This is a genomic window from Pelagibacterium limicola (genome assembly GCF_015694405.1).
Lineage (GTDB): Bacteria > Pseudomonadota > Alphaproteobacteria > Rhizobiales > Devosiaceae > Pelagibacterium > Pelagibacterium limicola.
The window spans coordinates 119,409-145,686 of the sequence record NZ_JADQDB010000010.1 but is presented as its reverse complement, the minus strand read 5'-3'; the positions used below and the strand labels follow the sequence as shown (position 1 = coordinate 145,686).

Here is a 26,278-nt window from a genome sequence, read left to right as displayed (position 1 = left end):
AAGGAGCGACGCAGGTTCTATTCCGTTCTGGCAAGAAGCGCCAGAGCTGCCTTGAGGTGGGGCAGGTCGACCATCTGGCCGTCGATCTGGAGGACGCCAGCCCCCGGGTCGGCATCGAAAGCCCTAACGATTGCGCGGGCCTTGGCGATTTCGTCCGGGCTGGGCGTGAAGGCCGCGTTTATGACCGGCACCTGCGAGGGGTGAATCGCCATCATCCCCGAAAAGCCGTCGCGGCGACCGCGCGCGGCATAGGCTGCGAGCCCTTCCGAGTCGGTGATGTTGGTATAAACCGTGTCGATTGCTGGTACCCCGGCGGCATGGGCAGCAAAGAGCGCGAGGTTTCGGACCGTTTCGTAGGGCGGGGTAAAGCGTCCGTCGGCCTCGCGGGTCGTTGCAGCACCCACGGCAGAAGAAAGATCTTCGGCGCCCCATGCAAGGCCCAGCAGGCGCGTGGCTACGGCGTCGAACGTGCCGATTGCAAAGATGGATTTGGGAGTCTCGGTAGCGATGGGCAGAATTTTGACATCTGCCAATCCCAGCATGGTCATGAGTTCCATAATAGAGGCCGCGCCTTCCGCCTTTGGCAGGACCAAACCGTCCGGTTTGGCGGCAGCCAGCGCGGCTATATCGTCCCGCAGGTAGGGCGAACCAAATGGGTTGATCCGCACGAAGAGCGGTATTTCGCGCCTGGTTTCGCCCAGGAACGTCGCGACATCTTTCCGCGCCCAAGGTTTTCGCTCGGGAACGACCGAATCCTCGAGATCAAGGATCACGGCATCGGCGCCGCTCGTCACCGCCTTGTGCATGCGGTCGGTCCTGTCTCCCGGCACGAAGAGTAGCGAGCGGAGCTTCATTGTTCGCGCCGCCGGACAAGTGCGGTGCGCAGGCACTCGCAAACCACATCGCCATGCTGGTTTTTCGCCCGATGGGCAAAGGTCACGATCCCGGCACCGGGGCGGCTTTCGGAAACGCGCAGCTCGACCACTTCGGTTTCCACGTTCAAGGTATCGCCGATGAACACAGGTTTGGGCATCCGTACCTTGTCATAACCGAGGTTGGCAATCAGCGTGCCAAGTGTCGTCTCTTCGACCGAAAGCCCGACCATCAGCGCAAAGGTAAATGTGCCATTGACCAGGATCCTGCCGAAATCGGATTTCGCGGCATATTCGGCATCGAGATGCAATGGCTGGGGGTTGTGGGTAAGGGTCGAGATCAGCAGGTTATCCGTCTCGGTCACCGTGCGGTGGATGGGATGAACGATCGCGTCCCCAACGCCCCAATCCTCGAACCACCGTCCCGTCATGACTAGTCTCCTTGGATCCGCACGAGGATCGCCCCCTCCTCGACCTGCGCCCCGGGCACTGTATCGAGCGCAACCCGGCCACCAAAGGGGGCCGTTAGGGTATATTCCATCTTCATCGCTTCAAGCACCAGCAGGGGCTGGCCTCGCTCGACGGTCTGGCCCTCTTCAACGGACAGCACAATAATCCTGCCGGGGATTGGAGCGGCAATAGCACCATCTCCTGCTGCGCCGGTATGAGTTGCATCGATGCGGTTCGGCCTGAAAAACCATGTCTCACCGTTTTCGGTGACAATGACGCCGTCGCCCTGCCGGACAGGGGCAGGGGAGGGCGAATTTGTAGGAGGGTTCTGAACCGACCCTTTTACCACCTCATCGCCTAAACGCATGAAAATCTCCCGCACCGGAGGGGCGTTCAAACGGAACCCCGTAAGCGCCGTCCAGGCGTCGCTTGCCTCCGGCAGCATGGCGGTTGCGGCGGCGGCCCGGGCGGCATCCGAGGGTTCGGAGGGCTTGGCGAGCATTGGCCCCGCCTGGGCGATGAGTTCCGTATCGGCCTCGCCCGCACGGAAAAGCGGATTATCGAGCACACGAACGAGAAACCCGGCATTCGTGCGCACGGGATAGACCGATGCTTTTGCACAACCTGCGCGCAGCCTTGAGATTGCAACGTCACGCGTCGGCCCGTGCGCGACCAGTTTTGCGATCATGGGATCGTAAAATGGCGTCACCGTATCTCCCTCGCGCACACCGGTTTCGATACGCAATTCGGCGGGCATAGCGAAATGTTCCAGACGGCCGGTGGAGGGCAAGAAATCCCGCCCCGAGTCTTCCGCATAAAGTCGCGCCTCCATTGCCCAGCCGCTGATGGAAATCTCGTCCTGTGCCTTAGGCAGTTTTTCGCCTGCGGCGACGCGCAATTGCCATTCGACGAGATCGATGCCGGTGATTTCTTCGGTGACGGGGTGCTCAACCTGGAGGCGGGTATTCATCTCCATGAACCAGATGCGGTCGGCGCGCAGGCCGTCCCGGGCATCGGCGATGAACTCGATGGTTCCCGCGCCCACATAGTCCACCGCTCTGGCCGCCCGGATAGCGGCAGCGCAGATTTCCGCGCGCGTTGCCGCGTCCATGCCGGGCGCTGGGGCTTCCTCGATCACCTTCTGGTGGCGGCGCTGGACCGAGCAGTCGCGCTCAAAGAGATGGACGATGTTGCCGTGCCGGTCGCCAAACACCTGAACCTCGATGTGGCGCGGGCGCGAGACGTATTTTTCCACCAGAACGCGAGGATCACCGAACGCAGCGGCAGCTTCGCGCCGGCAGCCTTCGAGCGCAGCTTCGAAATCCTCCACCCGCTCGACGCGGCGCATCCCCTTTCCACCCCCGCCCGCCACGGCCTTGATGAGCACCGGATAACCGATCCTGCTCGCCTCCTCGTAAAGCCGCGCGGCCGATTGATCCTCGCCCAGATAGCCCGGGGTGACCGGCACGCCGGCCTCGGCCATCAACTTCTTGGCGGCGTCCTTGAGGCCCATCGCGCGAATGGAAGCGGGATCGGGCCCGACCCAGACGATACCTGCATCGATGACCGCTTGTGCGAAATCGGCATTTTCCGAGAGGAACCCGAAACCCGGATGAATCGCCTCGGCCTCAGTGTCCAGTGCCGCATCAATGATGCTTTTGTTCGCGAGATAGCTTTCGATCGCGGGCGACGGGCCTATATGAACGGCCTCGTCGGCCATCGTAACGTGCAGGGCGCCTGCATCGGCATCGGAATAAACTGCAATCGTCCGCAATCCCATCCGGCGCGCCGTCCGTATGACGCGGCAGGCAATCTCGCCTCTGTTTGCAATGAGAAGGGACTTAAACATCGTTACATCCTGAAGATCCCGAACTGCGCCCGCTCGGGAATGGGTGCGTTGAGCGTGACGCGAAGGGCAAGGCCCAGGACATCGCGGGTCTGAAGCGGGTCTACGATGCCGTCGTCCCACAATCGCGACGTGGCGTAATACGGACTTCCCTCCTCCTCATAACGGGCGCGAATTGGCTCCTTGAACGCTTCCTCGTCTTGCTTGCTCCAGCTTTCTCCCTTCGCTTCCATTGCGTCCCGGCGGACCGTGGCCAGCACCGAAGCGGCCTGCTCGCCGCCCATCACCGAAATGCGCGCGTTGGGCCATGTGAAGAGAAAGCGCGGGGAATAGGCCCGCCCGCACATGCCGTAATTGCCAGCGCCGAAACTGCCGCCGATGATGACGGTGATCTTGGGAACGTTTGCAGTGGCAACGGCGGTAACGAGTTTGGCACCATCCTTGGCGATGCCACCGGCCTCATATTTACCCCCGACCATGAACCCGGAAATGTTCTGGAGGAACAGCAGGGGTATTCCGCGCTGGCAGGCCAGTTCGATGAAATGGGCGCCCTTTAAAGCGCTCTCTGAAAAGAGGACACCGTTATTGGCGAGGATAGCGACGCGGGTACCCCAGATCTCGGCAAACCCGCAGACGAGCGTTGCGCCGTAGCCGGCCTTGAATTCGTGGAAGCGCGACCCATCGACCAGTCGCGCGATCACTTCGCGTACCTCATAGGGAGCGCGGACATCGGTTGGGATGAGACCCGGAATATCGTCGGTGGTCGCCAGGGGCGGGTCGATATCCTCCAGCGTCATCGGAGGCACAAGGTCCGGCTTGAGCGTTGAGACGATGTCGCGAACAATGGTCAAGGCGTGCGCATCGTTGTCGGTGATATGATCGACAACACCCGACCGCTTGCCATGCGTTTCGGCCCCGCCCAGCTCCTCGGCCGAGATGACTTCCCCTGTCGCGGCTTTGACGAGCGGCGGTCCAGCAAGAAAGATGGTCCCCTGGTTGCGCACGATGACGGTCTCGTCCGACATTGCCGGAACGTACGCGCCGCCTGCGGTGCACGCCCCCATCACGCAGGCAATCTGTGGAATACCGCTGGCGGACATTTGCGCCTGATTGAAAAAGATACGGCCAAAATGGTCGCGGTCGGGGAAGACGTCGGCCTGGTAGGGCAGGTTCGCGCCGCCGGAGTCGACGAGATAGATGCAGGGCAGGCGGTTTTCGAGCGCGATCTCCAGCGCGCGAAGATGTTTTTTGACCGTGAGCGGGAAATAGGCGCCGCCTTTGACGGTCGGATCGTTGGCAACGATCATCACCGTCCGGCCCGAGACGCGGCCTATGCCGGCGATCACGCCCGCCGCCGGCGCTTCATTGCCATATTGCCCATAAGCAGCCAGTTGCCCGATTTCGAGGAAGGGCGAGCCTGGATCGAGCAGACGTTCGACGCGCTCACGGGGAAGCATCTTGCCGCGCGCGACATGGCGTTCGCGAGAGCGTTCGGGGCCGCCAAGAGCAACTTGCGCAACCCGTTGCCGGAGGTCCTCGGCCAAGGCGCGATTCTTTTCCGCATTGGCGATGAAGCCGGGGGCGGCGCGGTTGACTGACGTAGGAAGGATAGGTGCGGTCATCCCCCAATCAACTCCCGCCCGATGAGGAATCGCCTGATCTCGTTGGTGCCCGCGCCGATATCGTAGAGTTTTGCGTCGCGGACGTAGCGTTCGACCGGCCATTCCTTGGTGTAGCCGGCTCCGCCCAGCGCCTGCACGGCTTCGAGGGAAACCTTCACTGCATTTTCCGAGGCAAGGAGGATGGCACCCGCGGCATCGAAGCGCGTGGTTGAGCCTGAGTCGCAGGCCTGGGCGACCGCGTAGACATAGGCGCGGGCGGAATTGAGGGCCACATACATGTCGGCGATTTTTGCCTGCATGAGCTGGAAGTCCCCGATGGGGCGACCAAACTGCTTTCGGTCGCGGACATAAGGCAGCACCGCATCGAGGCATGCCTGCATTATACCCAGCGGTCCGGCAGCGAGGACGACACGTTCGTAGTCGAGCCCCGACATGAGGATTTTCACCCCCTCTCCCTCAGTGCCCATGACGTTCTCCTCGGGCACCTTGCAGTCCTTGAACACCAGCTCGGCCGTGTCCGAGCCGCGCATACCCATCTTGTCGAGCTTTGGGGAAACGGAAAAGCCCTCGAATTCCTTTTCGATGATGAAGGCGGTTATGCCATTGGGGCCGGCCGTTGGATCGGTTTTCGCGTAGACGACGAGCACATCGGCGCTGGGCGCGTTGGTGATCCAGAACTTGGTTCCATTAAGAAGGTAATGACTGTCGGCCTTCTCGGCACGCAGGCGCATGGAAACGACGTCGGATCCCGATCCAGCTTCTGACATGGCCAGCGCCCCCAGATGTTCACCGGAAATGAGCTTGGGGAGATATTTGCGCTTCTGTTCCTCGGTGCCCCAGCGCCTGATCTGGTTGACGGCGAGGTTCGAATGCGCGCCATAGGACAGTCCCACAGAGGCCGAGGCGCGGCTGACCTCTTCCATCGCCACGCAATGCTCGAGATAGCCGAGCCCCAGCCCGCCGAACTCTTCCTCGACGGTGATGCCATGAAGTCCGAGTTCACCCATTTCGGGCCACAGATCGAGTGGAAACGTGTTCGTCTCATCGATTTCCGCGGCGCGCGGAGCAATGCGCGCGGCGGCAAAATCGGCGGTGGTTTCGCGGATGGCGTCGGCCATTTCGCCGAGGGAAAAATTGAGCGTCATCATCTCTTTCCTCCTCAAATCCACGTCCGCGGTTCAATGAAGATCAGCGCCGGATTTTCCAGAAGACGCTTGAAGCGCCGGATGAATTTGGCAGCGTCATAGCCATCGACAATCCGGTGGTCGAACGAGGACGAGAGATTCATCATGGTGCGGATCGTCACGTGATTGTTGATGACCACGGGGCGCCCCATCAATTTGTTGGGCCCTATGATTGCGACTTCGGGGTGATTGATGATCGGGGTCGCGGCAACGCCCCCCAGCGCGCCGAGGCTTGTAAGTGTGATCGTCGATCCCGAAAGCTCCTCACGGGATGCTGCCCCTTCGCGCGCGGCATTGGTGACGCGGCTCATCTCGCGGGCACAATCCCAGATGTCGAGCGCTTCCGCATGGCGCACCACCGGTACCATCAGGCCGTCGGCCGTCTGGGTGGCGATGCCGATATGGATGGCTTCATGCTCGTGCAGTACACCGGCCTCGTCGTCGTAACGGGCGTTGATCTGGGGGAATTCAGGCAGAAGCTGCGCGAGCGCCCGCATGAAGAACGGCAGGAGAGTGAGCTTGGGCTGTGCGCCCCGGCGTGACGCGTTGATCTCCCGGCGCAGGCCTTCGAGCGCCGTCATGTCGCAATCCTCGACATAGGAGAAATGGGGAATGCGGCGGGCGGCGGTTTCCATTTTCTCGGCTATGCGCCGGCGCAGGCCGATGACGCGCACCTCGCGTACCCCATGCCGTTCGCGCGCGATGGGGGGTGGGGCACGCTCCTTAAGATGAGCGTCGACGTCGGCATCGGTGATCCGACCATCCGGGCCGGTACCCACCACATCCGCTAGATCGATACCGAGATCCTCGGCGCGGCGGCGGGTCGCTGGCGAGGCAAGGACGAGGATGTTTTCGCGGACAGGTTCTCCCCCTCCAATGTCATTGTCGGGTTTGGCTCCGGAGTCCCCCGCGCCTCGAGTTTCATCGGCGGAGCTTGCGTACGTGTCGCTCTCGACCCCGGGAACACGTCCCGGGGCGGCGTCGGCGGGGCCAGCACGGTCGTCAGCTTCGCCTTCAATCTCCAACTCGACGAGGACCGAACCCACCGCGACCTTGTCACCTGGCGCCCCATGCATGGCCAGAACCTTGCCCGAAACCGGTGAGGTCATGTCGATCGTTGCCTTATCGGTCATGACATCGACCAGCGACTGGTCTTCCTCGACCGTATCGCCGGGTCTGACGTGCCAGCCGGTAATCTCGGCTTCGGCGACCCCTTCTCCGATATCGGGCAGCCGGAATGAAAAGGTCTTCATGCCAGAGCCTCCGCGCAATGCCTGAGCGCCTTGCCCACGCGTGCCGGTCCGGGGAAATAGTCCCACTCGAAGGCGTGCGGATAAGGTGTGTCCCACCCGCAAACGCGTTCGATGGGCGCGCGCAGGTGATAGAAGCACCGCTCCTGGATCAGCGCGGACAATTCCGCGCCGAAGCCGCCATAGCGCGAGGCTTCATGGACGATAACGCAGCGCCCGGTCTTTTTGACCGACGCGACAATCGTATCGATGTCGAGCGGTACAATCGAGCGCAGGTCGACAAGCTCGGCATCGATCCCGGTTTCCTTGATCGCGGCGACAGAAACATGCACCATTGTGCCATAGGCAAGTACCGTCACCTCCGTGCCGGGACGCACGATAGCCGCCGAACCGAGCGGAACCGTGTAATGCCCTACGGGAACTTCGCCCGCCGGATGCTCGGCCCAGGTCTTGAGCGGCTTATCGTAGTGACCGTCGAACGGGCCGTTATAGATGCGCTTGGGCTCGAGGAAGATCACGGGGTCGTCCTCCTCGATCGCGGCGAGCAGCAGGCCCTTGGCATCGTAGGGGTTGGACGGGATAATGGTCTTTAGCCCGGTCACATGGGCAAAGATCGCCTCAGGGCTCTGCGAGTGCGTCTGCCCTCCGAATATGCCGCCGCCGTAGGGCGAGCGCACCGTAATCGGGCACCAGAACTCTCCATTCGAGCGATACCGCAGCCGGGCTGCCTCCGAGACGAGCTGGTCGTAGGCGGGTAGGATATAATCGGCAAACTGGATCTCGATGATCGGACGCAGGCCATAGGCCCCCATGCCGATGGCCGTGGCCACTATCCCACCCTCGGAGATCGGCGCATCAAAACAGCGGGTCAGTCCGTGCTTTTGCTGAAGGCCTTCGGTGACCCGGAAGACGCCGCCGAAATAACCGACATCCTCGCCGAAGATCAGCGTGTCGGGATCGGTGGCGAGCTTGATGTCGAGGGCAGAATTGAGCGCCTGGATCATGTTCATGCGCGGCATGGTCAGACCCCCATCTCGCGGCGCTGCTCGAGGATGCGCCAGTCGGGTTCCTTGAACACGTCCTCGAACATTTCGCGCACATTTGGCTTGGACTGGCCGAGCGTCCCCACGCCCTCAGCCTGCTTTGAGGCCGCCTTGATCGCCTCAGCCAGTTCCGCAACCTGCGCTTGGTGCTGTTCCTCGGACCATTCCTTGAGCGCTATGAGGTGAGCCTTCAAGCGTTCAAGCGGATCGCCCAGAGGCCATTGCGCCGCCTCATCGTCGGGGCGATAGCGCGTGGGGTCGTCGCTGGTCGAATGGCCGGCGGCGCGATAGGTGTAGAGTTCGATCAGCGTCGGGCCGTTATTTGTGCGGGCGCGTTCTGCGGCCCACTCGGTGGTGGCGTAAACGGCGAGGAAGTCATTACCATCGACCCGCAGCCCGGGAATGCCATAGGCGATTGCCTTGGCGGCAAAGGTCGTTTCGTTTCCACCTGCGAAGCCGGAAAAGCTCGAAATCGCCCACTGGTTGTTGGTGACGCAGAGAATCACCGGGGCGTGGTAGACGGAGGCGAAGGTCAGCGCCTCATGAAAATCGCCCTCGGCGGTCGTGCCCTCGCCGACATGGCCGATGGCAATCTTGTCGTCGCCCTTGAAGGCCGAGGCCATCGCCCAGCCCACGGCATGGCCGAAACGAGAGCCGACATTGCCCGAAAGCGAATAAAAGCCGTAGTCACGGGCCGAATAGAGGATCGGCAGTTGCCGCCCACGCAGCGGGTCGCGTTCGTTTGAATAAATCTGATTGCAAAGATCGAGCAGCGGATAATCGCGCGCCATCAGCCAGGCGAGCATCCTGTAGGTCGGGAAGCACATGTCCTCGCGGCCCATGACGAGGGCTTGGGCCGCGCCGATGGCTTCCTCGCCCAGTGAGCGCATATAGAAGCTCGTCTTGCCCTGACGGTGGGCGCTGAACATGCGCTCATCGAAGAGCCGGGTCAAAAGCATGGCCCGCAAACCCCGCCTTAGAACGTCGGGCGGAAGGCGAGGGTCCCAGGCCCCTACCGCATTGTGTTCTTCGTCGAGCACGCGGACGAGGCCGTAGGGGAGATCGCGCATTCCGGCTTCGGGCTCGGTGATGTCGGGCCGACGCGTCTCACCTGGCGGGGGGATATCTAGGAATGAGAAATCCGCCCTCTCGCCGGCGCGCGCCGGCGGTTCGGGTATATATAGGCTAAGCGGCGGCCTATTCGACATGCTGCTCTCCTCCCAGATTGCGCCGTCCCAGCAACTTGAATTATACATCTATAATTGCGAAAATAATTAACCTCATGCTTGTCGGAAAACGGAAAACGGAGTATCTTTGTCCTCATATTAAGCAGAAAATAGGAACAATCTGGTGGACGAGACTGACCGCAAAATCCTCGCGGCCATCCAGGCCGACGCCAGCGTATCGATTGCCGAGATGGCGGATGCCATCGGGCTTTCGCACACCCCGTTCTGGCGCCGTCTGAAAAAGCTCGAAGCGGACGGCGTTATCCGCAAGCGCGTCGCCATTCTCGACCCCGAAAAACTCGGATTGGCCATTACCGTTTTCGCCAATATCAGATTGAGGCAGCACGACGAGGAAACGCTTGAGGCCTTCGAGCGCCAGGTCGCGGAATATCCTGAAGTCATCGAATGCTATTCGATGAGCGGGGAGACGGACTATGTTGTCCGGGCCGTGGTACGCTCGATCGATGAATATGAGCGACTGCTCAAACGCAAGCTCCTGCATCTGCCCGGCGTCATCGCGATCAATTCGCACTTTGCACTCAAGTGCATCAAGCTGACGACGCAGCTACCCGTTTAGGATCGTGTGCCCGGCAGGGGTACGAGATCGCTTTCGATATAGGCGACAATGAGCCGGGTGAGGGCAGACAACGAAGCGATGTGGGTCCGCTCCCAGCCGTGCGAGGAATCGAGTGAGAAACAGGCGAGGCCGGTGCGAATATCCCAGCCCGCTTCGATTGCGGCGGCGCTGTCGGAGCGATAGGAGCGGAAGGTGTCGCGGACGTGGGGGATATCGTTCTCCTCGCAGAGCTTGACCAGATGCCGCGCGATGGGCAGATCGAACGGGCCGGTGCGATCACGGAAGGCGACGGTTGCCGCATCGTCGCGCGTCGCCTGCCCGGGACCGGTTACGCCGTTGTCAATTGCTAGCAGTTCCTGGACGTCCTGGCCGAATCCGTGCGTGCCGCCGATCCCGACCTCTTCGGAAATCGTGAACATGATCTGGGCTGGAATCCGGGGGCTTTTTCCGCTGTCGGCGAAGTGCTTGAGCGCCGTCAGGAGGCAGGCAACCCCGGCCTTGTCGTCGAGATGACGCGAGACGATGAAGCCGTTGTCGAGGAATTCGGGCTGCGCATCGATGGCAACGATGTCGCCGATCCGGACCGCTTGTTGCCCTTCTGCATCGGAATCGAGCCGGATTTCGAGATTGTCCCAGTCGCTAGGCTGGGTATCGACCTCGGTGTTAAAGAGGTGCCCGGATGCCTTCAAGGGGAGTATGGTGCCGCGGATCGTGCCGGTATCGGTAAGGACCGTGCAGCGCGCGCCTTCGGCAAAGCGGGCGGCCCATGTACCCGTGTTGCGCAGCGTCGGGCGGCCATTGTCACGCCGGCCGGTGACCATGGCGCCCAAGGTATCGAGGTGGGCGGCGAGCGCGCGTTTAGGGGAACCTGTTCCGATTTGCGTGTGCAGCACGCCTCGGCGGGTATAAGCGGTCTCAAATCCCATCGCGTTGAGCCAATGGGCGGACTTGGCCACCGCTTGTTCGGTCATCCCGACCGGGGATGGAGTTTCGACGAGAGTTTTGAGGGTTGATTTGAGATAATCGAGATCGATCACGGCGCGATCTTCCTGCGTTTTTCACCGCGCCCGCGTGCCACGGGGTCGTGGATGAAATCGCCCGTCAACTCGGCCTGCAGTCCCAGCATAGCCTGTTCGGCGTAGGCCATGTGCCGGGCCATGATGGCATGTACCGTTTCGGCGTCGCCGCTACGCATCGCGGCGATCAACTGACGCTGGTATTGGATGCCCTCCTGCCGTGCGACGGGCTTGGGCTGGATATAGATATCGCGGCAAATGGCGAGATCCTTGAGCAGCCTCTGGAGGAAGCGGCAGATGAAGGCGAGAAGCGCATTGTCGGAATATTCGGCGACAACGGCATGGAAATCGAGTTCAGCCATGCGCTGGTCCCAGCGCTCCCGGGCGTCGGCCGGTTCGTGATCGTAGATGGCGATGATATCGTTAAGGCGCTGGTACCCCCGCTCGTCGATGCTACGCATGGCGCTGACGGCGACAAGAGGTTCGAGCACTTTCCGCAATGCATAGATGTCGGAAATGCTCAGCGCCTTGGCAAAGAGGTAGTTGGAGAGCAGGCTCATGGCGCGCTGCTCGGACATGGTCTCGATGAATGCGCCACCGCCTGGACCCGTGCGAATCCCGATCAGGCCTTGCACTTCGAGCGCCTTCAAGGCCTCGCGGATTGTCCCCTTGGAGGCGGCGAACTGTTCCATCAGTTCGCGTTCCTGAGGCAGGCGATCACCCGGCTGCAATCCATGCTCGATAATGGTGCGCTTGATCGCATCGACGATTTCGTCTGTGCGCTTGCGGCGGATGGGAGGCGTGGGCGAAATGGTCTGTGTCATGGGTCCTGGAGCGAGGCGGCGTTCAGCCTGGGCGCGCTGGCGATCAGCTCTCTTGTATAGTCGTGACGAGGTGCTGCGAACAGGTTGGCGGCGGTATCGAGTTCCACCATTTCCCCCAGATACATCACCGCCACGCGGTCCGAGACGGACTCGACCACGGCAAGGTCGTGGCTGATGAAGAGATAAGACAGCCCGAACCGGGACTTGAGTTCGTCGAGCAGGAGCAGCACCTGTGCCTGCACCGAAACGTCGAGCGCCGAAACCGGCTCGTCGAGCACCATGATTTTTGCTTCCGCGGCCAGCGCGCGGGCGATGGCAATGCGCTGGGCCTGGCCACCTGAAAATTCGTGCGGATAGCGTTCGAGCGTATCCTTGGGCATTTTTACAGCGTCGAGCAGTTCACGTTTGCGGGCGGCACGCGTGCTCCCGTCGTAATTGCGCAGCAGGCGTAGCGGTACATCAAGGATTTTGTCGATGGTCTTGCGCGGGTTGAGCGAAGCGACGGGATCCTGGAAGACATACTGGATTGTCCGGCCGAAGGCCTTGCTGCCTCTGGCGCGCAGGGTGGCGGCGTCCTGCCCGTCGATTTCCATTGTTCCAGAGCTAGGGGTCTCGAGCCCGACCAGCATGCGGGCGATGGTCGATTTGCCCGATCCGCTTTCTCCAACAATGGCCAGGGTTTCGCCCTGTCGGAGCGCGAACGAGACGCCTTTGACCGCATGGACACTATGGCTTGCACTGCCCAGGATATTTCGCCTGCCGCCGAAAGTTTTTCTGAGGTTCGTAACGACGATGGCGTCACTCATGGCTTGACCTCGGCAAAAAGGGGTCGCACGCTTTCGAGGAAAGCCTTGCCCTGACCGAGTTCGGGCACGCAGGCGATGAGTTTTCTCGTGTATTCGTGCCTCGGGGCCCTGAGTACGTCGGCAGTCCTGCCGCATTCAACGATTTCGCCGTCCTTCATCACCGCAACACGGTCGCACATCTGCGCCACCACCCCGAAATCGTGGGTGATGAGCAGGAGTGCCAGTCCGCGCTCGCGGCGTAAATCCTGCAGGAGATCGAGGATTTTCGCCTGCACGGTGACGTCGAGGGCGGTTGTCGGTTCGTCAGCGATTATGATGTCTGGATCATTGGCCAGCGCCATGGCAATGCCGATGCGCTGGCGCTGGCCGCCCGACATCTCGTGGGGGAAAGCATCGACTCGCTCGTTCGCGTCGCGGATGCCGACCTTCTCCATAAGGGCGATCGCGCGGGCCCGGGCTTCGGTCTTGCCGATCCTTTTGTGTGCGAGAATAGCTTCGGCGATCTGCTCGCCGACGCGGTAGAGCGGGTGGAGGGTCGTAAGAGGGTCCTGGAAGACATAGGCGACCTTGGCGCCACGTAGCGCGCGGATGCCCGTTTCGGAGCGGGAGAAAACGTCTTCGCCCTCGATCCTCACCGTCCCGCCGGTAATGATGCCCGGCGGGGAAGCAACGAGGCCCAGGAGCGACAGCGCGGTGACCGACTTGCCCGATCCAGACTCCCCGATCAGGCCGAAGCATTCGCCCTTGCCCAGCGTAAAGGAAATGTTCCTGACGGCCGGGACCGTCGCGCGGCCGCGTTGAAAGCTTGTTTCGAGGCTTTCGACTTCGAGGATATCGCGGGCTCCAGAGGGTTGTGGCGGCTGGGTGCGCCGGTCGAAGCGGGTTACGGCCTGGGGGCGGGTGAGGTCGCCGGCGCGGAGGCGGGGGTCGAGCACGTCGCGCACGCCATCGCCAAGGAGGTTGATGCTCATCACCAGCGCAAAGATCATCAATCCGGGGATGATCGAAACGTGAGGAGCGTTAAAGAGAAGCCGCCTGCCTTCCCCGAGCATCGATCCCAGATCGGATTGTGGGGGCTGGGCGCCTAGTCCTAGGAAAGAGAGGCCAGCGGTTTCGAGGATCATCCAGCCCACCGTCGTCGACATGGTGATGACGATGACCGGCAGGACGTTGGGCAGGACTTCGGTAAAAAGGATCGCTGCGTGCGATTTGCCTGAAAGCCTTGCGGCATCGACGAATTCGCGGCTGGCGAGCCCCACGGTCACCCCGCGCACATTGCGGGCAAAGAAAGGGATGTTGACGATGGCAATGGCATAAAGCGCGTTCAAAAGTCCCGGCCCCAGGACAGCGACAATGGCCAGCGCCAGAAGGATATAGGGGAACGCCATCAGCATATCGATGCCGCGCATCAGAATGTTGTCGGTTACGCCGCGCGCATATCCCGAAACTAGGCCGATGACCGAACCGATGAGCGCGGCAATGGCGGTGGCCGACAGGCCAACCGCGATCGATACACGCGTGCCCCAGATGAGCCGGGCGAGGATATCGCGGCCCAGATGGTCGGTGCCGAGCAGGTGGCCTTCGCTCAGCACGGGTTGCAGGCGATTGGCTGGCAGGGTCGCGTTCGGATTGGGTATCGGCAACCAAGGCGCGAGAAGGGCGATAAGGCCGATGACAGCGAGAACGAGGAGCCCGGCGGCGGCGAGCCGGTTGTTGAGCAGAAGCGACCAACTCGAGAGCCGAGCGGTCGAAACGGTCTGAGGCGTGGTCGCGAGGGCCTGGGTCATGACTTGAGCCTTGGGTCGAGAACGGCCTGGACGACGTCGGCAAGGAGGTTGATGAGGACGTAGGTGACGGCGATGACCAGCACGCCGCCCTGCACCAGAAGAATGTCGCGGGTGGAAATGGCGTTGACGAGCATGGCGCCGATTCCGGGCCACTGAAACACGGTCTCGATATAGACCGCGCCGCCCATCACGAACCCGGCCTGCACCCCGATGACGGGAATGATCGAGACGAGCGCCGCCTTGAAGGCGTGGCGATAGATAACGGCCCGCTCAGGGAGCCCCTTGGCACGGGCCGTGCGCACGAAGTCCTGACGGAGCACCTCGAGCATTGCCGCGCGCGTCAGGCGTGCGATGACCCCGGTTGCGACGATGGCGAGCGTCACTGCGGGCAGGATCAGGTGCCTCAGAAGATCGGGCAGATCGCCCCCGCCGTAGACCGCATACATTCCAGAGGCCGGCAGGACGCGCCAGTGCACGGCAAAGATCAGGATAAAGAGCAGGCCGAGCCAGAAGGCAGGGGTGGAAATGCCGATAAGCACAAACAGGGTGACCACGCGGTCGGTCCAGCCGAACTGGCGGACGGCGGAAACGACGCCGGCGAGGATGCCCAAAACAGAACAGAGCACCAGCGCGGCCCCCGCCAGGACGATGGTCGCTGAGAAGCGTTCGAGGATTTCATCGAGGACCGGGCGGTTGAGGATGAACGAGCGTCCGAAATCCCCCTGCAGGAGGTTGCCCGCCCATATGAAATATTGCTCATGGAGCGGGCGGTCGAGGCCGAGATCGCGGTTGATGCGGGCAACGTTTTCGGGGGTGGCATAGGCGCCGAGGATGGCCTGGGCGGGATCGCCGGGGATCAGCGCCATGATGCCGAAGACGATGACCGAGAGCCCGACAATCACGGGCACCGCATAGATCAGCCGTTTGACGATATAGCCGCCCATTCGTCTTGGCTCCTTGCCGAAGCGCTACTAGGGAGCATGGGGAGGGATCCTATGAAGACCCTCCCCACGCCGCGTCAGTTCTTTGTCACACCCGAGAGGATGAGGCTGAAATTGGGTTGCAACGCGAAGCCTTCGACATCGGCGGTGGTCACCGCGTTCTGCTTCCAATTGGCGACGAAAATCCACGGTGCGTCGTCATGGACGACCTGGTGAACGTCCTTGTAAAGCTGGGCGCGGACGTCGAAATCGGTCTCCATACGGGCTTGGTCGAGCATCTCGTCCACATCGACATTGGAATAATAGCTCGAATTGAACCCTCCGTCCTCGGGCCACGCGGCGGTGCGTAGGGTGAGGAAGGGGAGCGTATCGGGATCGGAGGTCATCCATGCCATCTGGGCCATGTCGGCCTTCCCTTCTAGCCCCGGATTCACGTTGGCGAGGAAGGTGTTCCATTCATAGGTCTGGATGGCGACATCAAAGCCCACCGCTTCGAGGTCGGCCTGGATGGCGGTGCCCATCGGGATCGGGTCGAGCATGCCCGAGCCACCCTCCGTCACGTAGAAGGTCACCGAAAGGTCCTCGATGCCGGCCTCTGCGATCAGTTCGCGCGCGCGGTCTGGATCGTAGGGATAGGGGCCAACGTCTTCGTTATAGGCCCAGTTGAAGGCGGGAGGGATGGGGCCGGCGGAAACGTCGGCCGTGCCTTGGAGCACGTCATTGACGAGCGTGTCCTTGTTGACCGCGTAATTGGCTGCCTGCCGGATACGCACATCGGTAAATGGACCCTCGCGCATGTTGAGCATCACGTACCAGACGTGGGGACCGACGGCATCGTGGACGAGAAAGCCGGGATCAGTGTCGAACATCGCTACATTGTCGGGGGGAACCTCGACCATCACGTCGATGCCGCCCGAAAGCATTTCGGCCACCCGCGTGTTGGCATCGGTGATCGGGCGGAAGACGACCGCCTCGACCCCGGCGGGCTCGCCCCAGTAATCGTCGTTGCGGGAGACGACGACGCGCGCGTTCGATTGCCATTCCTCGAATTTGAAAGGGCCGGTGCCGACCGGATTGCGACCGAAATTCTCGTCATGTTCGGCGACAGCTGCAGGCGAAACGATCACGCCCGTCGTGCCGGCCAGATTGCTCATGAACGGGGCGAAGGGCAGGCTCAGGGTGAATTGGACGGTATAGTCGTCGAGCACCGTGGTTTCGGCAATTTCCCCAAAGAAGAAGGAAAGCGGGAATGGGCCCGTGTGGTAATAGGGGTGGTTCTCATCGAGCATGCGGTCGAAATTGAACTTCACCGCCTCGGCGTTGAACGGGGTGCCGTCGTGAAAGGTGACGCCTTCGCGCAGATTGAAGGTATAGACGAGACCGTCGTCGGAAATCGTCCAGTCGGTCGCCAGCGCGGGTTCGATCTCGAGCGTGCCGTCGCCAAAGCGAACGAGGCCTTCAAAGACATTGACCAGAATACGGAAATCGTTAGCCGCAGTCACGACATGGGGGTCGAGCGATTGCGGCTCGGCGATCTGGCCGACCACCAGAACATTGGGCGGGGTTTGCGCCACCGCTGGGGACGCAGCCAACAGCACGGCAAACGCCACCCCTCTCAATAGGCTTTTCATGACAGTCCTCTCCTTTCGCGGAGTTTCCTGACCTCGTCCATAAAGAAGCGGGAACCCCGGTCCGTTGGCCATGGCGATGCCTTGCGGGACGCCATGCCTTGAAATAATTTATCAGTATAAATAGACAGCGCAAGATATTTATCGCTATAAATATCGTACAAGAGGACGAGTTGGCTCATGACCTTTTCCATCGTCGCCCGCGACGCTGAAACCGGCGCCTTCGGAGTGGCCACAGCAACGGGAGGGCCTGTTGTCGGTTCGCTTGTTCCCCATGCGGCAGCCGGGGTCGGGGCAATTGCAACGCAAGGCTACACCAACCCGCTTTATGGGATCGACGGGCTTGCGGCGCTGGCGGGCGGCACAGAGGCGGAAGCGGTGATTGCGGCGCTGACGGGTGCAGATACCGGGCGCGACAGACGCCAGGTGATCGCAATCGACAGAAACGGCAACACGGCGGGATGGTCAGGTGGCGCGCTGACGCCGCATTCAGGGATGCGCCTCGAACAGGGTGTGGCCGTGGCCGGCAATCTGCTGGCCGATCTGTCGGTGCTCGATGCGATGCTCGGGGCCTACCAAGCAGCCGGAGAGGCTCCCCTTGAGCGCCGGCTTTTTGCGGCGCTTGAGGCCGGTGCAGGCAAGGGGGGCGATGCACGCGGCGTGCGCTCGGGGGCAATCCTGACCTATCTGGACCAGCCCTACCCCCACTATGACATGCGGATCGATTTCGCCCCCGACCCTATCGCGGCGCTGCGCGATCTTTTCGTTGAAGTCGACCGACCCGACTATAGCGGGTTCTACAAAGGGCTGCCCAGACGCCCTGTCTGACTTACGTATTCCGCACAGTCCAGGCGATCACCTGATCCAGGACCTGGGCGAGAGCGGCATTCAGAGCGGGAACGGCCTCTGCGGCGCCGGTTCCCGGGACCGGCACCGACGCCGTGAAGGCCGACGACGCAACGATACGACGATCCCAATCGTCGACGAGGCGTACGCTGATGCTCACAACGGCCAGCCGCCCTGCCGAAACGTCCACCTCGAAGGCGCGGATATCCGAGGATAGCACGCGATCGGGGTTAAGCGGGTCGGTCGTGCGGCCGATATTGGAAATGCCGGCGTCCTGGAAGGCCTGCACCATGCGCGTCTGGACGAGCCGGGGCAGTCTGTCGGACCATTGTGCCGAGGGGAGATAACTCAGGACGCCGCCCGGTTCCCTGGCGACGATCCTGTCGGTGTCATAGGTCTGGATGGCCTCGGGTTCGGCGATGAGGACCGTGCGGCTTGTCCGGCGGGCTGCTGCCTGGACCGCCGCTGGCGACAAATCGTAGGTCACGGGTGCGGGACGCGGCAGGCAGCCCGCAGCCAGCGCGGCGGTTCCGGTGGCGGCGAAAAGAAGAAAGCCGCGGCGGGTTGACGAGGGAAACGAAGCTGTCCGGGGGTTGGTCATCGCGCCTGGAAGTCTCTCACTGTCTGGCCGCCGAAAATCAGAAGCTGCGGATTGCGCTCGAAGTTTGCGAGTATACGATCGAGGCGACGCAAGGTTCCACGCGCCTCATTGGCAAGGGCAGTGTATTCGCCCAGCCCGCGACTGGTAAAGCCGGTAAGTCCGGTCGTGATGGCCTCTGTGCGGTCGTTGAGGTTTATGGCCAGCGTCCTGATCGCCTCGGAGGTCAAAGCCAGGTCCGCAAAAAGCGTCGTGCCCTCGTCGGACGCAACGAGCCCGTCGATGCGGCTGGTGATGATCTCGATCTGATCTGCAGTGCTCATGAGGCTTTGGGTCAGCGCGCGGGCATTCTCGATGATCTCGCTGACCGCAGGGGCACCTTCCCCCAGCGAGGCCGAGAAAGCGTCGATGTTGTTCATGGCCCGCTCAATCACTTCCGGCCTTACCGCTCTCGAGGCGTTGTCGATCAGTTGGAGCGTGGTTTGAAGGCCCTCGGAAATGCCCGAGAGATTCTGGGCAAGCTCCTGGGCATCGGTGAAGAAACCATCGATATTCCCGGTGTTGCGGGCGAGCGACTCCGAGAAAGTCTCAATATTGGCAAAGGTCTGCCGTACCTGTTCGGGCGGCACGGCTTCAATGACGCCGCGCACCTCGACCGTGAGGTTGCGCAACTCGTCGGCGAGCGGGCCAACCCTGTCGGCCGTCTCCGTGAGGCTGTCGAGGAAGGCTCCAAGCCCATCGGCGTTGGTTGCCAAAGCATCCGAAAAGGTTTCGGCATTGGCGATGGTTGCCGAAAGCGAGGCCTCGTTGGTGGCGATGAACTGCTCGATGCGGGAAAAGGTCGTGCTGGCACCTTCGAGCGTCGAACGGGCCGCTTCAAGGATTGCTGCAAAGTCCGAATCATCGCCCATGCCGATATTGTCGGCAAGGGCAGCAAAGGAAGCTGAAAGCTGCTCGATGCTGGCGATGGTGCGCGACACGCTGTCGGCGTTCTCGCCGAGGAAGCTATCGACCCGCGCGAGGGTGGACTCCGCGCTGGCAACGATGTCGCGTACCCCCTCGACGATGAGTTGGAAATCCGATGGCTCGCCGATCAGCACGGCGGCGTCGTGCCCGGAGGGCGCCGTGACGGGGCCCGCGGCCAGAGTGCCACCAAGAAGCTGGATATGAGCCATGCCGGTCAAACCCTGAACACCGAGAACGGCGCGGGTGTCGTTCATGACCGGCGTGCCCTCATGAACCGCGATGCGGGCGATGACGCGCTGGGGGTCTTGCGGATCGATCCTGAGGCTCGTGACGTCGCCGACCCTGATGCCGTTGAAAAGCACGTTGGTGCCACCCGTCAACCCGGTGACCGCGCCGGTGAAGACCACGTCATAGGGAGTACGCGGCGCTGTACTGTCGGCGGCATTGAACCAATAGACGAAGCCGAACAGAGCGGCGATGACAAGGGTCGCAAAGGCGCCGACGAGAGCGTAATTGGCCTTATTTTCCATCGCGTGTTGTTCCCAGATGCCGCGCACGCGGCCCTTTGAAATAGTCGTTTAGCCAGGGGTCGTCCGATTTGAGCATTTCATTCATCGTCCCGATGGCGAGAAGCCGGCCCTTGCCCAACGCCGCTATACGGTCGCAGGACGCAGCCAGGGTATCAAGGTCGTGGGTTACCATATAGACGGTCAGGCCCAGCGTGTCGCGCAGGGCCACGACAAGTTCATCGAACTTTGCAGCCCCGATGGGATCGAGCCCGGCCGTGGGTTCATCGAGGAACAGGATATCGGGGTCCAGCGCGAGCGAGCGGGCGAGCGCCGCACGTTTGATCATTCCGCCGGAAAGCTCGGACGGATAGCGATAGGCGGCCTCGGCCGGCAGCCCGACAAGATCGATCTTGTAGCGGGCAACTTCGCGGCGGATGCGGGGACTTACCGGAAAGTGCTCGCGCATGGGGAATTCGATATTCTCAAGGACCGTCAACGCGGAAAACAGTGCGCCCTGCTGGAACAGCACGCCCCATCGCCGTTCGGTCCGCAGCCGCTCGGCCGGCTTCATCGCCGCGTAGTCCTTGCCGAAGACCTTTATGGCGCCACCGGCCATGGGGAGAAGGCCCACAATGGCGCGCAGGGTCACCGACTTCCCCGAACCCGACGGACCGATGACGCCAAGGATCTCGCCCTTTTTCACCGAAAAGCTCAACCCGTCGATCACGCGGACCGGCCCGAAGGCGACCGAGAGGTTGTCGATTTCGAGAATGGGAGAATCCTCGGCCATCACGCTCAGAACCCTATGGCAGCGAAGAAGACGGCAAACAGGCCGTCCGCGACGATGACGAGGAAGATGGCCCGCACGACCGATGCGGTGGTGCGGCGCCCAAGCGATTCGGCGCTTCCCTTGACCTTGAAGCCTTCGTTTATGGCGACGAGCCCGATGATGAAAGCCATGGCGGGCGCCTTGATCATCCCGACCATCAGGCTGCGCATGGAAAGTGCGTCGCGCAGGCGATCGAGAAAGACCTCGAGCGGGATTTCACCATAGACGCGCGCAACGATGGCCGCCCCGGCCAGGCCGGCGAGCGAAGCGAGGAAGGCGAGCAGCGGCATGCCGACGATCAAAGCCATCATCCGGGGCAGGACCAGCGCGCGGTAGGGGTCCACGCCCATTACCGAAAGCGCATCGAGCTCTTCGCGCATCCGCATCGAACCGATTTCCGCTGTAATCGCGGAGCCTGAACGCCCGGCGACCATGATGGCGGCCAGCAGCAGCCCTACTTCGCGCAGCATGAGAATGGCGGCGAGATCGACAACGTAGATGGAGACGCCGAAATTGCGCAGTTGCAGGATGGTCTGCTGGGTGATGATTGCGCCCACGACGAGCGAAATCAGCATGACAATGGGGACGGCGCGAAAGACGATCAGGTCGAACTGGTTGACAAAAGCGGTCAGCCGGAAATGGCCGCGTCCCGAAAATGAAGTGACGAGAACGGCCAGCATTTCCCCGAAGGCGGTGGCGAGGCGCACGGTATCGGTGACCGCTTCGGCAACGGCGCGCCCCAGCATATCGAAGGGCCTGATGAGGAAGGGCAATCCTTTTGCTGGCGTGATGCCAGGGGCGAGCCGGGTTGACGCTACACGTCTCAGAAGGGCGAGCTGGGCCGGCGTGCCGCCGGTAATCTCGATTTTCCGGCCCGTGGCGGCCGCGGCGTTCTGGGCACCCACGATCAGCCAGGCACCGACTGTATCGAGGTCTTCAATCGCGGCCAGATCGAAACGCAAATCCTTTGTATCGGACAGGCGGCGGTCGAGTTGGTGAATGGCGCGCTCGATCTCCCGCGCCGCATCGCCGGTCCAGCGTCCGGACAGAATGAGGGCGGTGTGCTCGCCGGTGCTATCGATGTCGAGCCGCGCTGGCGCGGCGTCGGCGGTCCCGGAACTCATGGTCTGACGGCACGGGCCTCGTTTATGCGCGTTGAATGTCCGAGGGGTAGCACGAATCAATTTGGCTGTCGCCAGATCCCGGACGCTTACCCCGTTCGTTAACGCCTTTCTAACGCGCGTATCGTTTCCGCCAGAGCTTGGTGGGCGATTTCCAGTTCGGCCTCCGGTCCCACACTCATGCGGATGGTGCGGGCGAGCACCGGGGCGGAAGGTTTGCGCACGAAAACGCCGCGCGCCGCCAGACCGTCCAGTACGGCCTGCGCATAGGCGGCATCCTGCCCGCAATCGATGGCGACAAAGTTCGTGGCCGAGGGAATTGCAAGAAGACCGAGCTCGGACGAAAAACTCTCGATGGTCCGGCGCGCCCTGGCGATCGCATCCAGGACCTCTTGGAGATATGCCGTGTCATCGAGAGCCGCCAGAGCCGCGATCTGGCCGATCTTGTTGACGCCGAAATGATTGCGGATGCGGTCGAACCCCGCAATGATCCCCGGATCGCCCAGGCAATAGCCGACGCGGAGGCCTGCAAGTCCGTAGGCTTTCGAAAAGGTCCGCAAGCGCAAGAGGTTCGGCCGGATAAAGCTGGTGGGAGGCATGGTGCCGGTGGGAGCGGTTTCGCCATAGGCTTCATCGAGTACGACAAGCGTTTTGGCCGAAACGGCATCGACGAAGGCCTCGATGGCCTGGGATTGCCACCAGGTGCCCATGGGATTGTCGGGATTGGCAAGATAGACGATGCGTGTCGGTGCTTTTTTCGTCTCGTCGGCCAGCGCCTCAAGGTCCTCGCGATCATCGCGATACGGGACGGTGACCAGCGCCCCGCCCTGAGCAGCGACGTGGTAGTTGAAGGTTGGATATGCGCCGAGCGAGGTCACTACCCGATCGCCGGGCTCGATGAACAGGCGGCAGATCAACCCCTGGAGCGAATCGATCCCCTCGCCAATGGATATTTCATCGATGCCGCGACCCAGCTTTGCGGCCAGAGCGGTCCGCAGGTCGTGGTTCTCGGGATCACCATAGGTCCAGACGCCCGAAGCGGCCTGGGCAATGGCTGCCGTTACCCTGGGCGAGGGGCCGAAGCCGCTTTCATTCGCCCCCAGACGGGCGCGCATGGGGATACCGGTCTGCCTCACGATGGCTTCGGGGGCGAGAAAAGGAACGGTCGAAGGGAGGGCTTCAATGACGGGTGTGAAACGGGGTCTGGTCACGGGCGGGCCGGTATCTGCTGGGTTGCGTGCCTAGCTTTGCATGTCAACGCGGCCACGAAAAGCGTCTTGCGCGGGTCCTTATCGGGCGCCGCGAACCGGACGCAGCTGAGGGAAGGTCCGAGCTGCGACTTTACGCCAATTTGAGCATTTCGTCCTGAAGCTGCCTCAGCCGGTAAAGGTTGGTGCCGGTTTGGGGGGCGGCGTTGGCTGCAGTAAGGATTTCACCCTTCTTGATATCAGCTGTGGTCACGCCACCCTCGAGCAATCCAACCGGGATAGCTTTTGCGGCGCGGGCGTCGGCCACCGTCATTGTCCATGAGCGGTAGCAGGTTTCTCCGATGGCATCGAGCGGGATGCCTGCGGGCAGGTCGCGCTTGGCGATGGCGCAAACCTCGGCGACTGGCCGGGGCAGGGGCACCATATCGGGCCTCCCATGGAGCATGATGCGCGCGGCGGTGAGCGGAACTTCGAGGCTTGTCAGGTGGTAAGGCCGGTAGAAGCCGTAATAGGGGCCGTGGCCGACATGGAGGTCGTCGAGCCTTTCGATGATGCGCGGATGGCTGGCCTTGGCGATGACGAAGACCCCGGGCGCCACACCCTTGCCAACGGTGTAGTCGACCACGCCCGAACGCGAGAGCACGCCCCCATCGTCCTTCGGAATCAGGATTTTGGGAAGCGTTTCACGGCCGGCGTCGGGCCCGTGCATGCCCGGCTTGTCGGGTATGAGACCCGTGGCGTTGGCAATAGCGGCCATCTCGACCATCGTCTTCGATCCGTCCACGAATTCGACCAGCATGCGAGGGTTCATGTTCCGTCGCGTGGCTTCCTCGAGGTAATCTGCAGGGACGGCATCGGGATTGAACGGGTTGTTCTTGCCTTTCCCGGCCGAGACGACCTCAAGCCCGAGGGCTGTCACGAATTCGATCAGTTCCATGCACGAGGACGGTTCGTCCCCCGCTCCGACGGAATATACGACGCCCAGCCGGTCCGCCTGCGCCTTGAGGTATGCCCCTATGGTGACGTCCGCCTCCACGTTCATCATCACCAGATGCTTGCCGTGTTCCATGGCGAGCAAGTCAAAATCAGCGGCGACACCAGGCTTTCCCGTCGCGTCGATCACCACGTCGATTTCAGGAGCGGTGACCATCAATTGGCAGTCCGCGGTGACGGCAATGGCGCCCCTGGCAATCGCCTGGCTCATCGCCGCGCGTGTTTCAACTTCACTTGCCCGCTCCGCGCCATTGCCCGCCCCATAGGCAATATCCATTGCCGCCATGGCCGTATGTGGACGTCGCGTCGAGATTGCGGCGATTTCGATACCCTTCATCAGCATCGTCTGCGTCACGAGATCGGTGCCCATCTCGCCCGAGCCGATGATTCCGAGCCGGATGGGCTTTCCGGTGGCAGCGCGTTCCTCGAGATCGCGGGCGATACCGGTGAGGGCGATTTTGGGGGCTGGGATGTGAGGCATCGCGTCTTTGTCTGCTGGTCGTTTCGGGCGGTATGTCGGTGCAGCTTTAGTGGGTTTTTTTCAAAAGAGGAAACCACTTTTCCGATGCGAAAGCGCTATTGGGTCGAGAGCCATTTGGCGGGGCAGGAAACCCTTGCGAGATCATGGCGCTTCAATTTGTTCGCCTTCCGTGCTGTATGGAAGGCATCGGAGCGAGGAACGGCATGACCACAGAAATTGAAATCGGGGTCGATGGGCGGGCAGGGGTGATAACCCTGACCCGGGAACGGGCGATTAACGCGCTCTCGGGCGCGATGATTGCGGAGATCCTGGTTGCGCTCGAAGACTGGGAGGATGACCCATCCGTTGCCGCGGTGGTTATCGAGGGGCAGGGCCCCAAGGGGTTCTGTGCCGGGGGAGACGTGCGCACTTCCCGTGAGCTGTCCTTGGCTGGGCGCCGCGATGAGGTCCGGGCCTATTTCGAGGACGAATATCGCATGAACGGGCTCATTGCGTCCTATCGGAAGCCCATCATTGCCCTCCAACATGGCTTTGTCATGGGAGGGGGCATAGGGCTTTCGAGCCATGCGCGCTATCGCGTCGCGGCCGCCTCGAGCCGGTTCGCCATGCCCGAGGCCGCGATCGGGTTTTTCTGCGATGTCGGGGTCAATGCCATCCTGTACCAGACGCCCGAGCACAGGGCGCTGGCCTTCCTCATGAGCGGGGTCGCGCTCGGCCCGGGCGATGCGATTGCACTGGGCCTGACCGACGCAATGGTTCCCGATTCAGAATTGCAGGGCCTGCGGCAACGGATCATCGAGGCAGCGCTCGCTATCGATCCCGACACTGCCATCGCTGCGATCATTGCGGGCGAATCGCAGGACCCAGACGCGGCAGCGTTCTGCCAAACCGCCGATTCCCTGCGCTTGGCCTTCGAGAACCAGCCGGTACCCGAGATCGTTGCCAATCTTGCTTCGTTGGCCAGCGATGGAGATCCCGCGGCGTCGGCGCTTCATCAGGCTATGGCAACCCATTGCCCCACGAGCCTTGAAGTGATCGCGCAGAGCCACAGGCTTGCCCGCAAACTGCGCGATACCGACGCGATCCTCGCGCTCGACCTCGATCTCGCGGCCTACATGGCGCCGCGGCCCGATTTTGCCGAAGGGGTCCGGGCTGCACTGGTCGACAAGGACCGCGCGCCGCGCTGGTCTCCTGCAAGCCTGGCCGATGTCGACAGGGACGGGCTCGAAGCGGTGTTTGCGCCGCACATCCCCTGATCCCTAAGCAAGAGCCCATGTCAGCCAAAGCGTTTATAGTTACGAATTCTTAAACGCTTCATGGACAAACTGCGGTCGCATAAATCAGGGGGGAGTCCGCCGTCAGATGCCCAAGTCCAAACCCCAGAGCGTGTCCTTGCCGCGCGTCGTCGATCTCGACGCGATCGATGACGTCCGCGACACGCTGCTCGAGGCGCTTCACGCCGGCCCCGTCGAAATCGTCGCGGGGGCGGTCGAGCGGGTATCGACAAATGCCCTGTTCATGCTCCTGAGCGCTGCCCAGACGGCGGCGCGTTCGGGAACCGAATTTTCAATATCCGGGGCAAGCGATGCCTTGCTCGGCTCCATCGAAAAGCTCGGCCTCGCGCCCAGCTTTGCGGCTGTCCTTAAAGGGTAAGT

At 62.1% G+C, this 26,278-nt stretch carries 24 protein-coding genes; 4 read left to right on the top strand and 20 right to left on the bottom strand.

The features are described from left to right. Positions 1–17: 17 nt before the first annotated feature. From I2G20_RS16045 to I2G20_RS16010, 8 genes are read right to left on the bottom strand one after another with little or no spacing between them, the layout of a single operon-like run. Entirely contained in the window at positions 18–854 is an 837-nt protein-coding gene (locus tag I2G20_RS16045; RefSeq protein WP_196260748.1) for an HpcH/HpaI aldolase/citrate lyase family protein, read from the bottom strand. After that, positions 851–1,303, bottom strand: a complete 453-nt coding sequence (locus I2G20_RS16040; RefSeq protein ID WP_196260747.1) for a MaoC family dehydratase — start codon at positions 1,301–1,303, stop codon at positions 851–853. The genes I2G20_RS16045 and I2G20_RS16040 overlap by 4 nt, the downstream gene beginning before the upstream one ends. A 2-nt stretch (positions 1,304–1,305) precedes the next feature. Beyond that, positions 1,306–3,171: an acetyl-CoA carboxylase biotin carboxylase subunit gene (locus I2G20_RS16035; protein ID WP_196260746.1), complete on the bottom strand. Its 1,866-nt coding sequence runs from the start codon at positions 3,169–3,171 to the stop codon at positions 1,306–1,308. 2 nt (positions 3,172–3,173) lie between these two features. Continuing rightward, entirely contained in the window at positions 3,174–4,790 is a 1,617-nt protein-coding gene (locus tag I2G20_RS16030; RefSeq protein WP_196260745.1) for a carboxyl transferase domain-containing protein, read from the bottom strand. Beyond that, positions 4,787–5,938, bottom strand: a complete 1,152-nt coding sequence (locus tag I2G20_RS16025; RefSeq protein WP_281389749.1) for an isovaleryl-CoA dehydrogenase — start codon at positions 5,936–5,938, stop codon at positions 4,787–4,789. Before I2G20_RS16025 ends, I2G20_RS16030 begins: the two co-directional genes overlap by 4 nt. Positions 5,939–5,949: 11 nt before the next feature. Next, on the bottom strand, positions 5,950–7,227 hold the full coding sequence (locus I2G20_RS16020) for a dihydrolipoamide acetyltransferase family protein (protein ID WP_196260744.1): 1,278 nt from the start codon (positions 7,225–7,227) through the stop codon (positions 5,950–5,952). Then, the gene (locus I2G20_RS16015; RefSeq protein ID WP_196260743.1) at positions 7,224–8,243 is read right to left on the bottom strand and encodes an alpha-ketoacid dehydrogenase subunit beta; all 1,020 of its coding nucleotides are present in this window, start codon (positions 8,241–8,243) and stop codon (positions 7,224–7,226) included. The genes I2G20_RS16020 and I2G20_RS16015 overlap by 4 nt, the downstream gene beginning before the upstream one ends. A 2-nt stretch (positions 8,244–8,245) precedes the next feature. Beyond that, entirely contained in the window at positions 8,246–9,475 is a 1,230-nt protein-coding gene (locus I2G20_RS16010) for a thiamine pyrophosphate-dependent enzyme (protein WP_196260742.1), read from the bottom strand. Between the two features lie 142 nt (positions 9,476–9,617). Here I2G20_RS16010 and I2G20_RS16005 point away from each other — a divergent pair, with 142 nt between their 5' ends. Then, complete coding sequence (locus I2G20_RS16005; protein ID WP_196260741.1) at positions 9,618–10,070, top strand: Lrp/AsnC ligand binding domain-containing protein; 453 nt, start codon at positions 9,618–9,620, stop codon at positions 10,068–10,070. On the opposite strand, the gene I2G20_RS16000 is transcribed toward I2G20_RS16005, so the two are convergent. From I2G20_RS16000 to I2G20_RS15975, 6 genes are all read right to left on the bottom strand, one after another. After that, positions 10,067–11,107 carry an osmoprotectant NAGGN system M42 family peptidase gene (locus tag I2G20_RS16000; RefSeq protein ID WP_196260740.1) on the bottom strand — a complete coding sequence of 347 codons (1,041 nt, stop codon included), beginning with the start codon at positions 11,105–11,107 and terminating at the stop codon, positions 10,067–10,069. The two genes, I2G20_RS16005 and I2G20_RS16000, sit on opposite strands and share 4 nt — an antisense overlap. Next, the gene (locus I2G20_RS15995) at positions 11,104–11,910 is read right to left on the bottom strand and encodes a FadR/GntR family transcriptional regulator (protein WP_196260739.1); all 807 of its coding nucleotides are present in this window, start codon (positions 11,908–11,910) and stop codon (positions 11,104–11,106) included. The genes I2G20_RS16000 and I2G20_RS15995 overlap by 4 nt, the downstream gene beginning before the upstream one ends. Beyond that, complete coding sequence (locus tag I2G20_RS15990; RefSeq protein ID WP_196260738.1) at positions 11,907–12,716, bottom strand: ATP-binding cassette domain-containing protein; 810 nt, start codon at positions 12,714–12,716, stop codon at positions 11,907–11,909. The genes I2G20_RS15995 and I2G20_RS15990 overlap by 4 nt, the downstream gene beginning before the upstream one ends. After that, positions 12,713–14,503: a dipeptide/oligopeptide/nickel ABC transporter permease/ATP-binding protein gene (locus I2G20_RS15985; protein WP_196260737.1), complete on the bottom strand. Its 1,791-nt coding sequence runs from the start codon at positions 14,501–14,503 to the stop codon at positions 12,713–12,715. The genes I2G20_RS15990 and I2G20_RS15985 overlap by 4 nt, the downstream gene beginning before the upstream one ends. Further along, positions 14,500–15,447 carry an ABC transporter permease gene (locus tag I2G20_RS15980; protein WP_196260736.1) on the bottom strand — a complete coding sequence of 316 codons (948 nt, stop codon included), beginning with the start codon at positions 15,445–15,447 and terminating at the stop codon, positions 14,500–14,502. Before I2G20_RS15980 ends, I2G20_RS15985 begins: the two co-directional genes overlap by 4 nt. Positions 15,448–15,521: 74 nt before the next feature. Then, positions 15,522–17,075, bottom strand: a complete 1,554-nt coding sequence (locus I2G20_RS15975; protein WP_196260735.1) for an ABC transporter substrate-binding protein — start codon at positions 17,073–17,075, stop codon at positions 15,522–15,524. Between the two features lie 177 nt (positions 17,076–17,252). Between I2G20_RS15975 and I2G20_RS15970 the strand changes: the two genes are divergently transcribed. Next, the gene (locus I2G20_RS15970; RefSeq protein WP_196260734.1) at positions 17,253–17,900 is read left to right on the top strand and encodes a DUF1028 domain-containing protein; all 648 of its coding nucleotides are present in this window, start codon (positions 17,253–17,255) and stop codon (positions 17,898–17,900) included. Between the two features lies 1 nt (position 17,901). On the opposite strand, the gene I2G20_RS15965 is transcribed toward I2G20_RS15970, so the two are convergent. The 6 genes from I2G20_RS15965 to I2G20_RS15940 all read right to left on the bottom strand — a co-directional run bounded on the left by I2G20_RS15965 (position 17,902) and on the right by I2G20_RS15940 (position 24,623). Then, positions 17,902–18,519 (bottom strand): ABC-type transport auxiliary lipoprotein family protein, encoded by a 618-nt coding sequence (locus I2G20_RS15965; protein ID WP_196260733.1) that lies wholly within the window; start codon positions 18,517–18,519, stop codon positions 17,902–17,904. Continuing rightward, positions 18,516–20,012, bottom strand: coding sequence for an MlaD family protein (locus I2G20_RS15960; protein WP_196260732.1), 1,497 nt, complete (start codon positions 20,010–20,012; stop codon positions 18,516–18,518). The genes I2G20_RS15965 and I2G20_RS15960 overlap by 4 nt, the downstream gene beginning before the upstream one ends. Next, on the bottom strand, positions 20,002–20,781 hold the full coding sequence (locus I2G20_RS15955; protein ID WP_196260731.1) for an ABC transporter ATP-binding protein: 780 nt from the start codon (positions 20,779–20,781) through the stop codon (positions 20,002–20,004). The genes I2G20_RS15960 and I2G20_RS15955 overlap by 11 nt, the downstream gene beginning before the upstream one ends. Before the next feature lie 5 nt (positions 20,782–20,786). Continuing rightward, on the bottom strand, positions 20,787–21,944 hold the full coding sequence (locus I2G20_RS15950) for an ABC transporter permease (protein WP_196260730.1): 1,158 nt from the start codon (positions 21,942–21,944) through the stop codon (positions 20,787–20,789). 98 nt (positions 21,945–22,042) lie between these two features. Further along, positions 22,043–23,152 (bottom strand): pyridoxal phosphate-dependent aminotransferase, encoded by a 1,110-nt coding sequence (locus tag I2G20_RS15945; RefSeq protein ID WP_196260729.1) that lies wholly within the window; start codon positions 23,150–23,152, stop codon positions 22,043–22,045. 130 nt (positions 23,153–23,282) lie between these two features. Next, a complete protein-coding gene (locus tag I2G20_RS15940) occupies positions 23,283–24,623 on the bottom strand; it encodes an NAD(P)H-dependent oxidoreductase (RefSeq protein WP_196260728.1) in 1,341 nt (446 codons plus the stop codon). Positions 24,624–24,826: 203 nt separating this feature from the next. Between I2G20_RS15940 and I2G20_RS15935 the strand changes: the two genes are divergently transcribed. Together I2G20_RS15935 and I2G20_RS15930 are read left to right on the top strand one after the other, a co-directional pair. Continuing rightward, on the top strand, positions 24,827–25,879 hold the full coding sequence (locus tag I2G20_RS15935) for an enoyl-CoA hydratase/isomerase family protein (protein ID WP_196260727.1): 1,053 nt from the start codon (positions 24,827–24,829) through the stop codon (positions 25,877–25,879). Between the two features lie 106 nt (positions 25,880–25,985). Beyond that, a complete protein-coding gene (locus I2G20_RS15930) occupies positions 25,986–26,276 on the top strand; it encodes an STAS domain-containing protein (protein ID WP_196260726.1) in 291 nt (96 codons plus the stop codon). Positions 26,277–26,278: the final 2 nt, after the last annotated feature.

Excerpts from the sequence above, each read along its gene's own strand:
- I2G20_RS16045 (WP_196260748.1), bottom strand. The coding sequence starts at position 854 with ATGAAGCTCCGCTCGCTACTCTTCGTGCCGGGAGACAGGACCGACCGC.
- I2G20_RS16040 (WP_196260747.1), bottom strand. The coding sequence starts at position 1,303 with ATGACGGGACGGTGGTTCGAGGATTGGGGCGTTGGGGACGCGATCGTT.
- I2G20_RS16035 (WP_196260746.1), bottom strand. The coding sequence starts at position 3,171 with ATGTTTAAGTCCCTTCTCATTGCAAACAGAGGCGAGATTGCCTGCCGC.
- I2G20_RS16030 (WP_196260745.1), bottom strand. The coding sequence starts at position 4,790 with ATGACCGCACCTATCCTTCCTACGTCAGTCAACCGCGCCGCCCCCGGC.
- I2G20_RS16025 (WP_281389749.1), bottom strand. The coding sequence starts at position 5,938 with ATGATGACGCTCAATTTTTCCCTCGGCGAAATGGCCGACGCCATCCGC.
- I2G20_RS16020 (WP_196260744.1), bottom strand. The coding sequence starts at position 7,227 with ATGAAGACCTTTTCATTCCGGCTGCCCGATATCGGAGAAGGGGTCGCC.
- I2G20_RS16015 (WP_196260743.1), bottom strand. The coding sequence starts at position 8,243 with ATGCCGCGCATGAACATGATCCAGGCGCTCAATTCTGCCCTCGACATC.
- I2G20_RS16010 (WP_196260742.1), bottom strand. The coding sequence starts at position 9,475 with ATGTCGAATAGGCCGCCGCTTAGCCTATATATACCCGAACCGCCGGCG.
- I2G20_RS15995 (WP_196260739.1), bottom strand. The coding sequence starts at position 11,910 with ATGACACAGACCATTTCGCCCACGCCTCCCATCCGCCGCAAGCGCACA.
- I2G20_RS15990 (WP_196260738.1), bottom strand. The coding sequence starts at position 12,716 with ATGAGTGACGCCATCGTCGTTACGAACCTCAGAAAAACTTTCGGCGGC.
- I2G20_RS15985 (WP_196260737.1), bottom strand. The coding sequence starts at position 14,503 with ATGACCCAGGCCCTCGCGACCACGCCTCAGACCGTTTCGACCGCTCGG.
- I2G20_RS15980 (WP_196260736.1), bottom strand. The coding sequence starts at position 15,447 with ATGGGCGGCTATATCGTCAAACGGCTGATCTATGCGGTGCCCGTGATT.
- I2G20_RS15975 (WP_196260735.1), bottom strand. The coding sequence starts at position 17,075 with ATGAAAAGCCTATTGAGAGGGGTGGCGTTTGCCGTGCTGTTGGCTGCG.
- I2G20_RS15970 (WP_196260734.1), top strand. The coding sequence starts at position 17,253 with ATGACCTTTTCCATCGTCGCCCGCGACGCTGAAACCGGCGCCTTCGGA.
- I2G20_RS15965 (WP_196260733.1), bottom strand. The coding sequence starts at position 18,519 with ATGACCAACCCCCGGACAGCTTCGTTTCCCTCGTCAACCCGCCGCGGC.
- I2G20_RS15960 (WP_196260732.1), bottom strand. The coding sequence starts at position 20,012 with ATGGAAAATAAGGCCAATTACGCTCTCGTCGGCGCCTTTGCGACCCTT.
- I2G20_RS15955 (WP_196260731.1), bottom strand. The coding sequence starts at position 20,781 with ATGGCCGAGGATTCTCCCATTCTCGAAATCGACAACCTCTCGGTCGCC.
- I2G20_RS15950 (WP_196260730.1), bottom strand. The coding sequence starts at position 21,944 with ATGAGTTCCGGGACCGCCGACGCCGCGCCAGCGCGGCTCGACATCGAT.
- I2G20_RS15940 (WP_196260728.1), bottom strand. The coding sequence starts at position 24,623 with ATGCCTCACATCCCAGCCCCCAAAATCGCCCTCACCGGTATCGCCCGC.
- I2G20_RS15935 (WP_196260727.1), top strand. The coding sequence starts at position 24,827 with ATGACCACAGAAATTGAAATCGGGGTCGATGGGCGGGCAGGGGTGATA.
- I2G20_RS15930 (WP_196260726.1), top strand. The coding sequence starts at position 25,986 with ATGCCCAAGTCCAAACCCCAGAGCGTGTCCTTGCCGCGCGTCGTCGAT.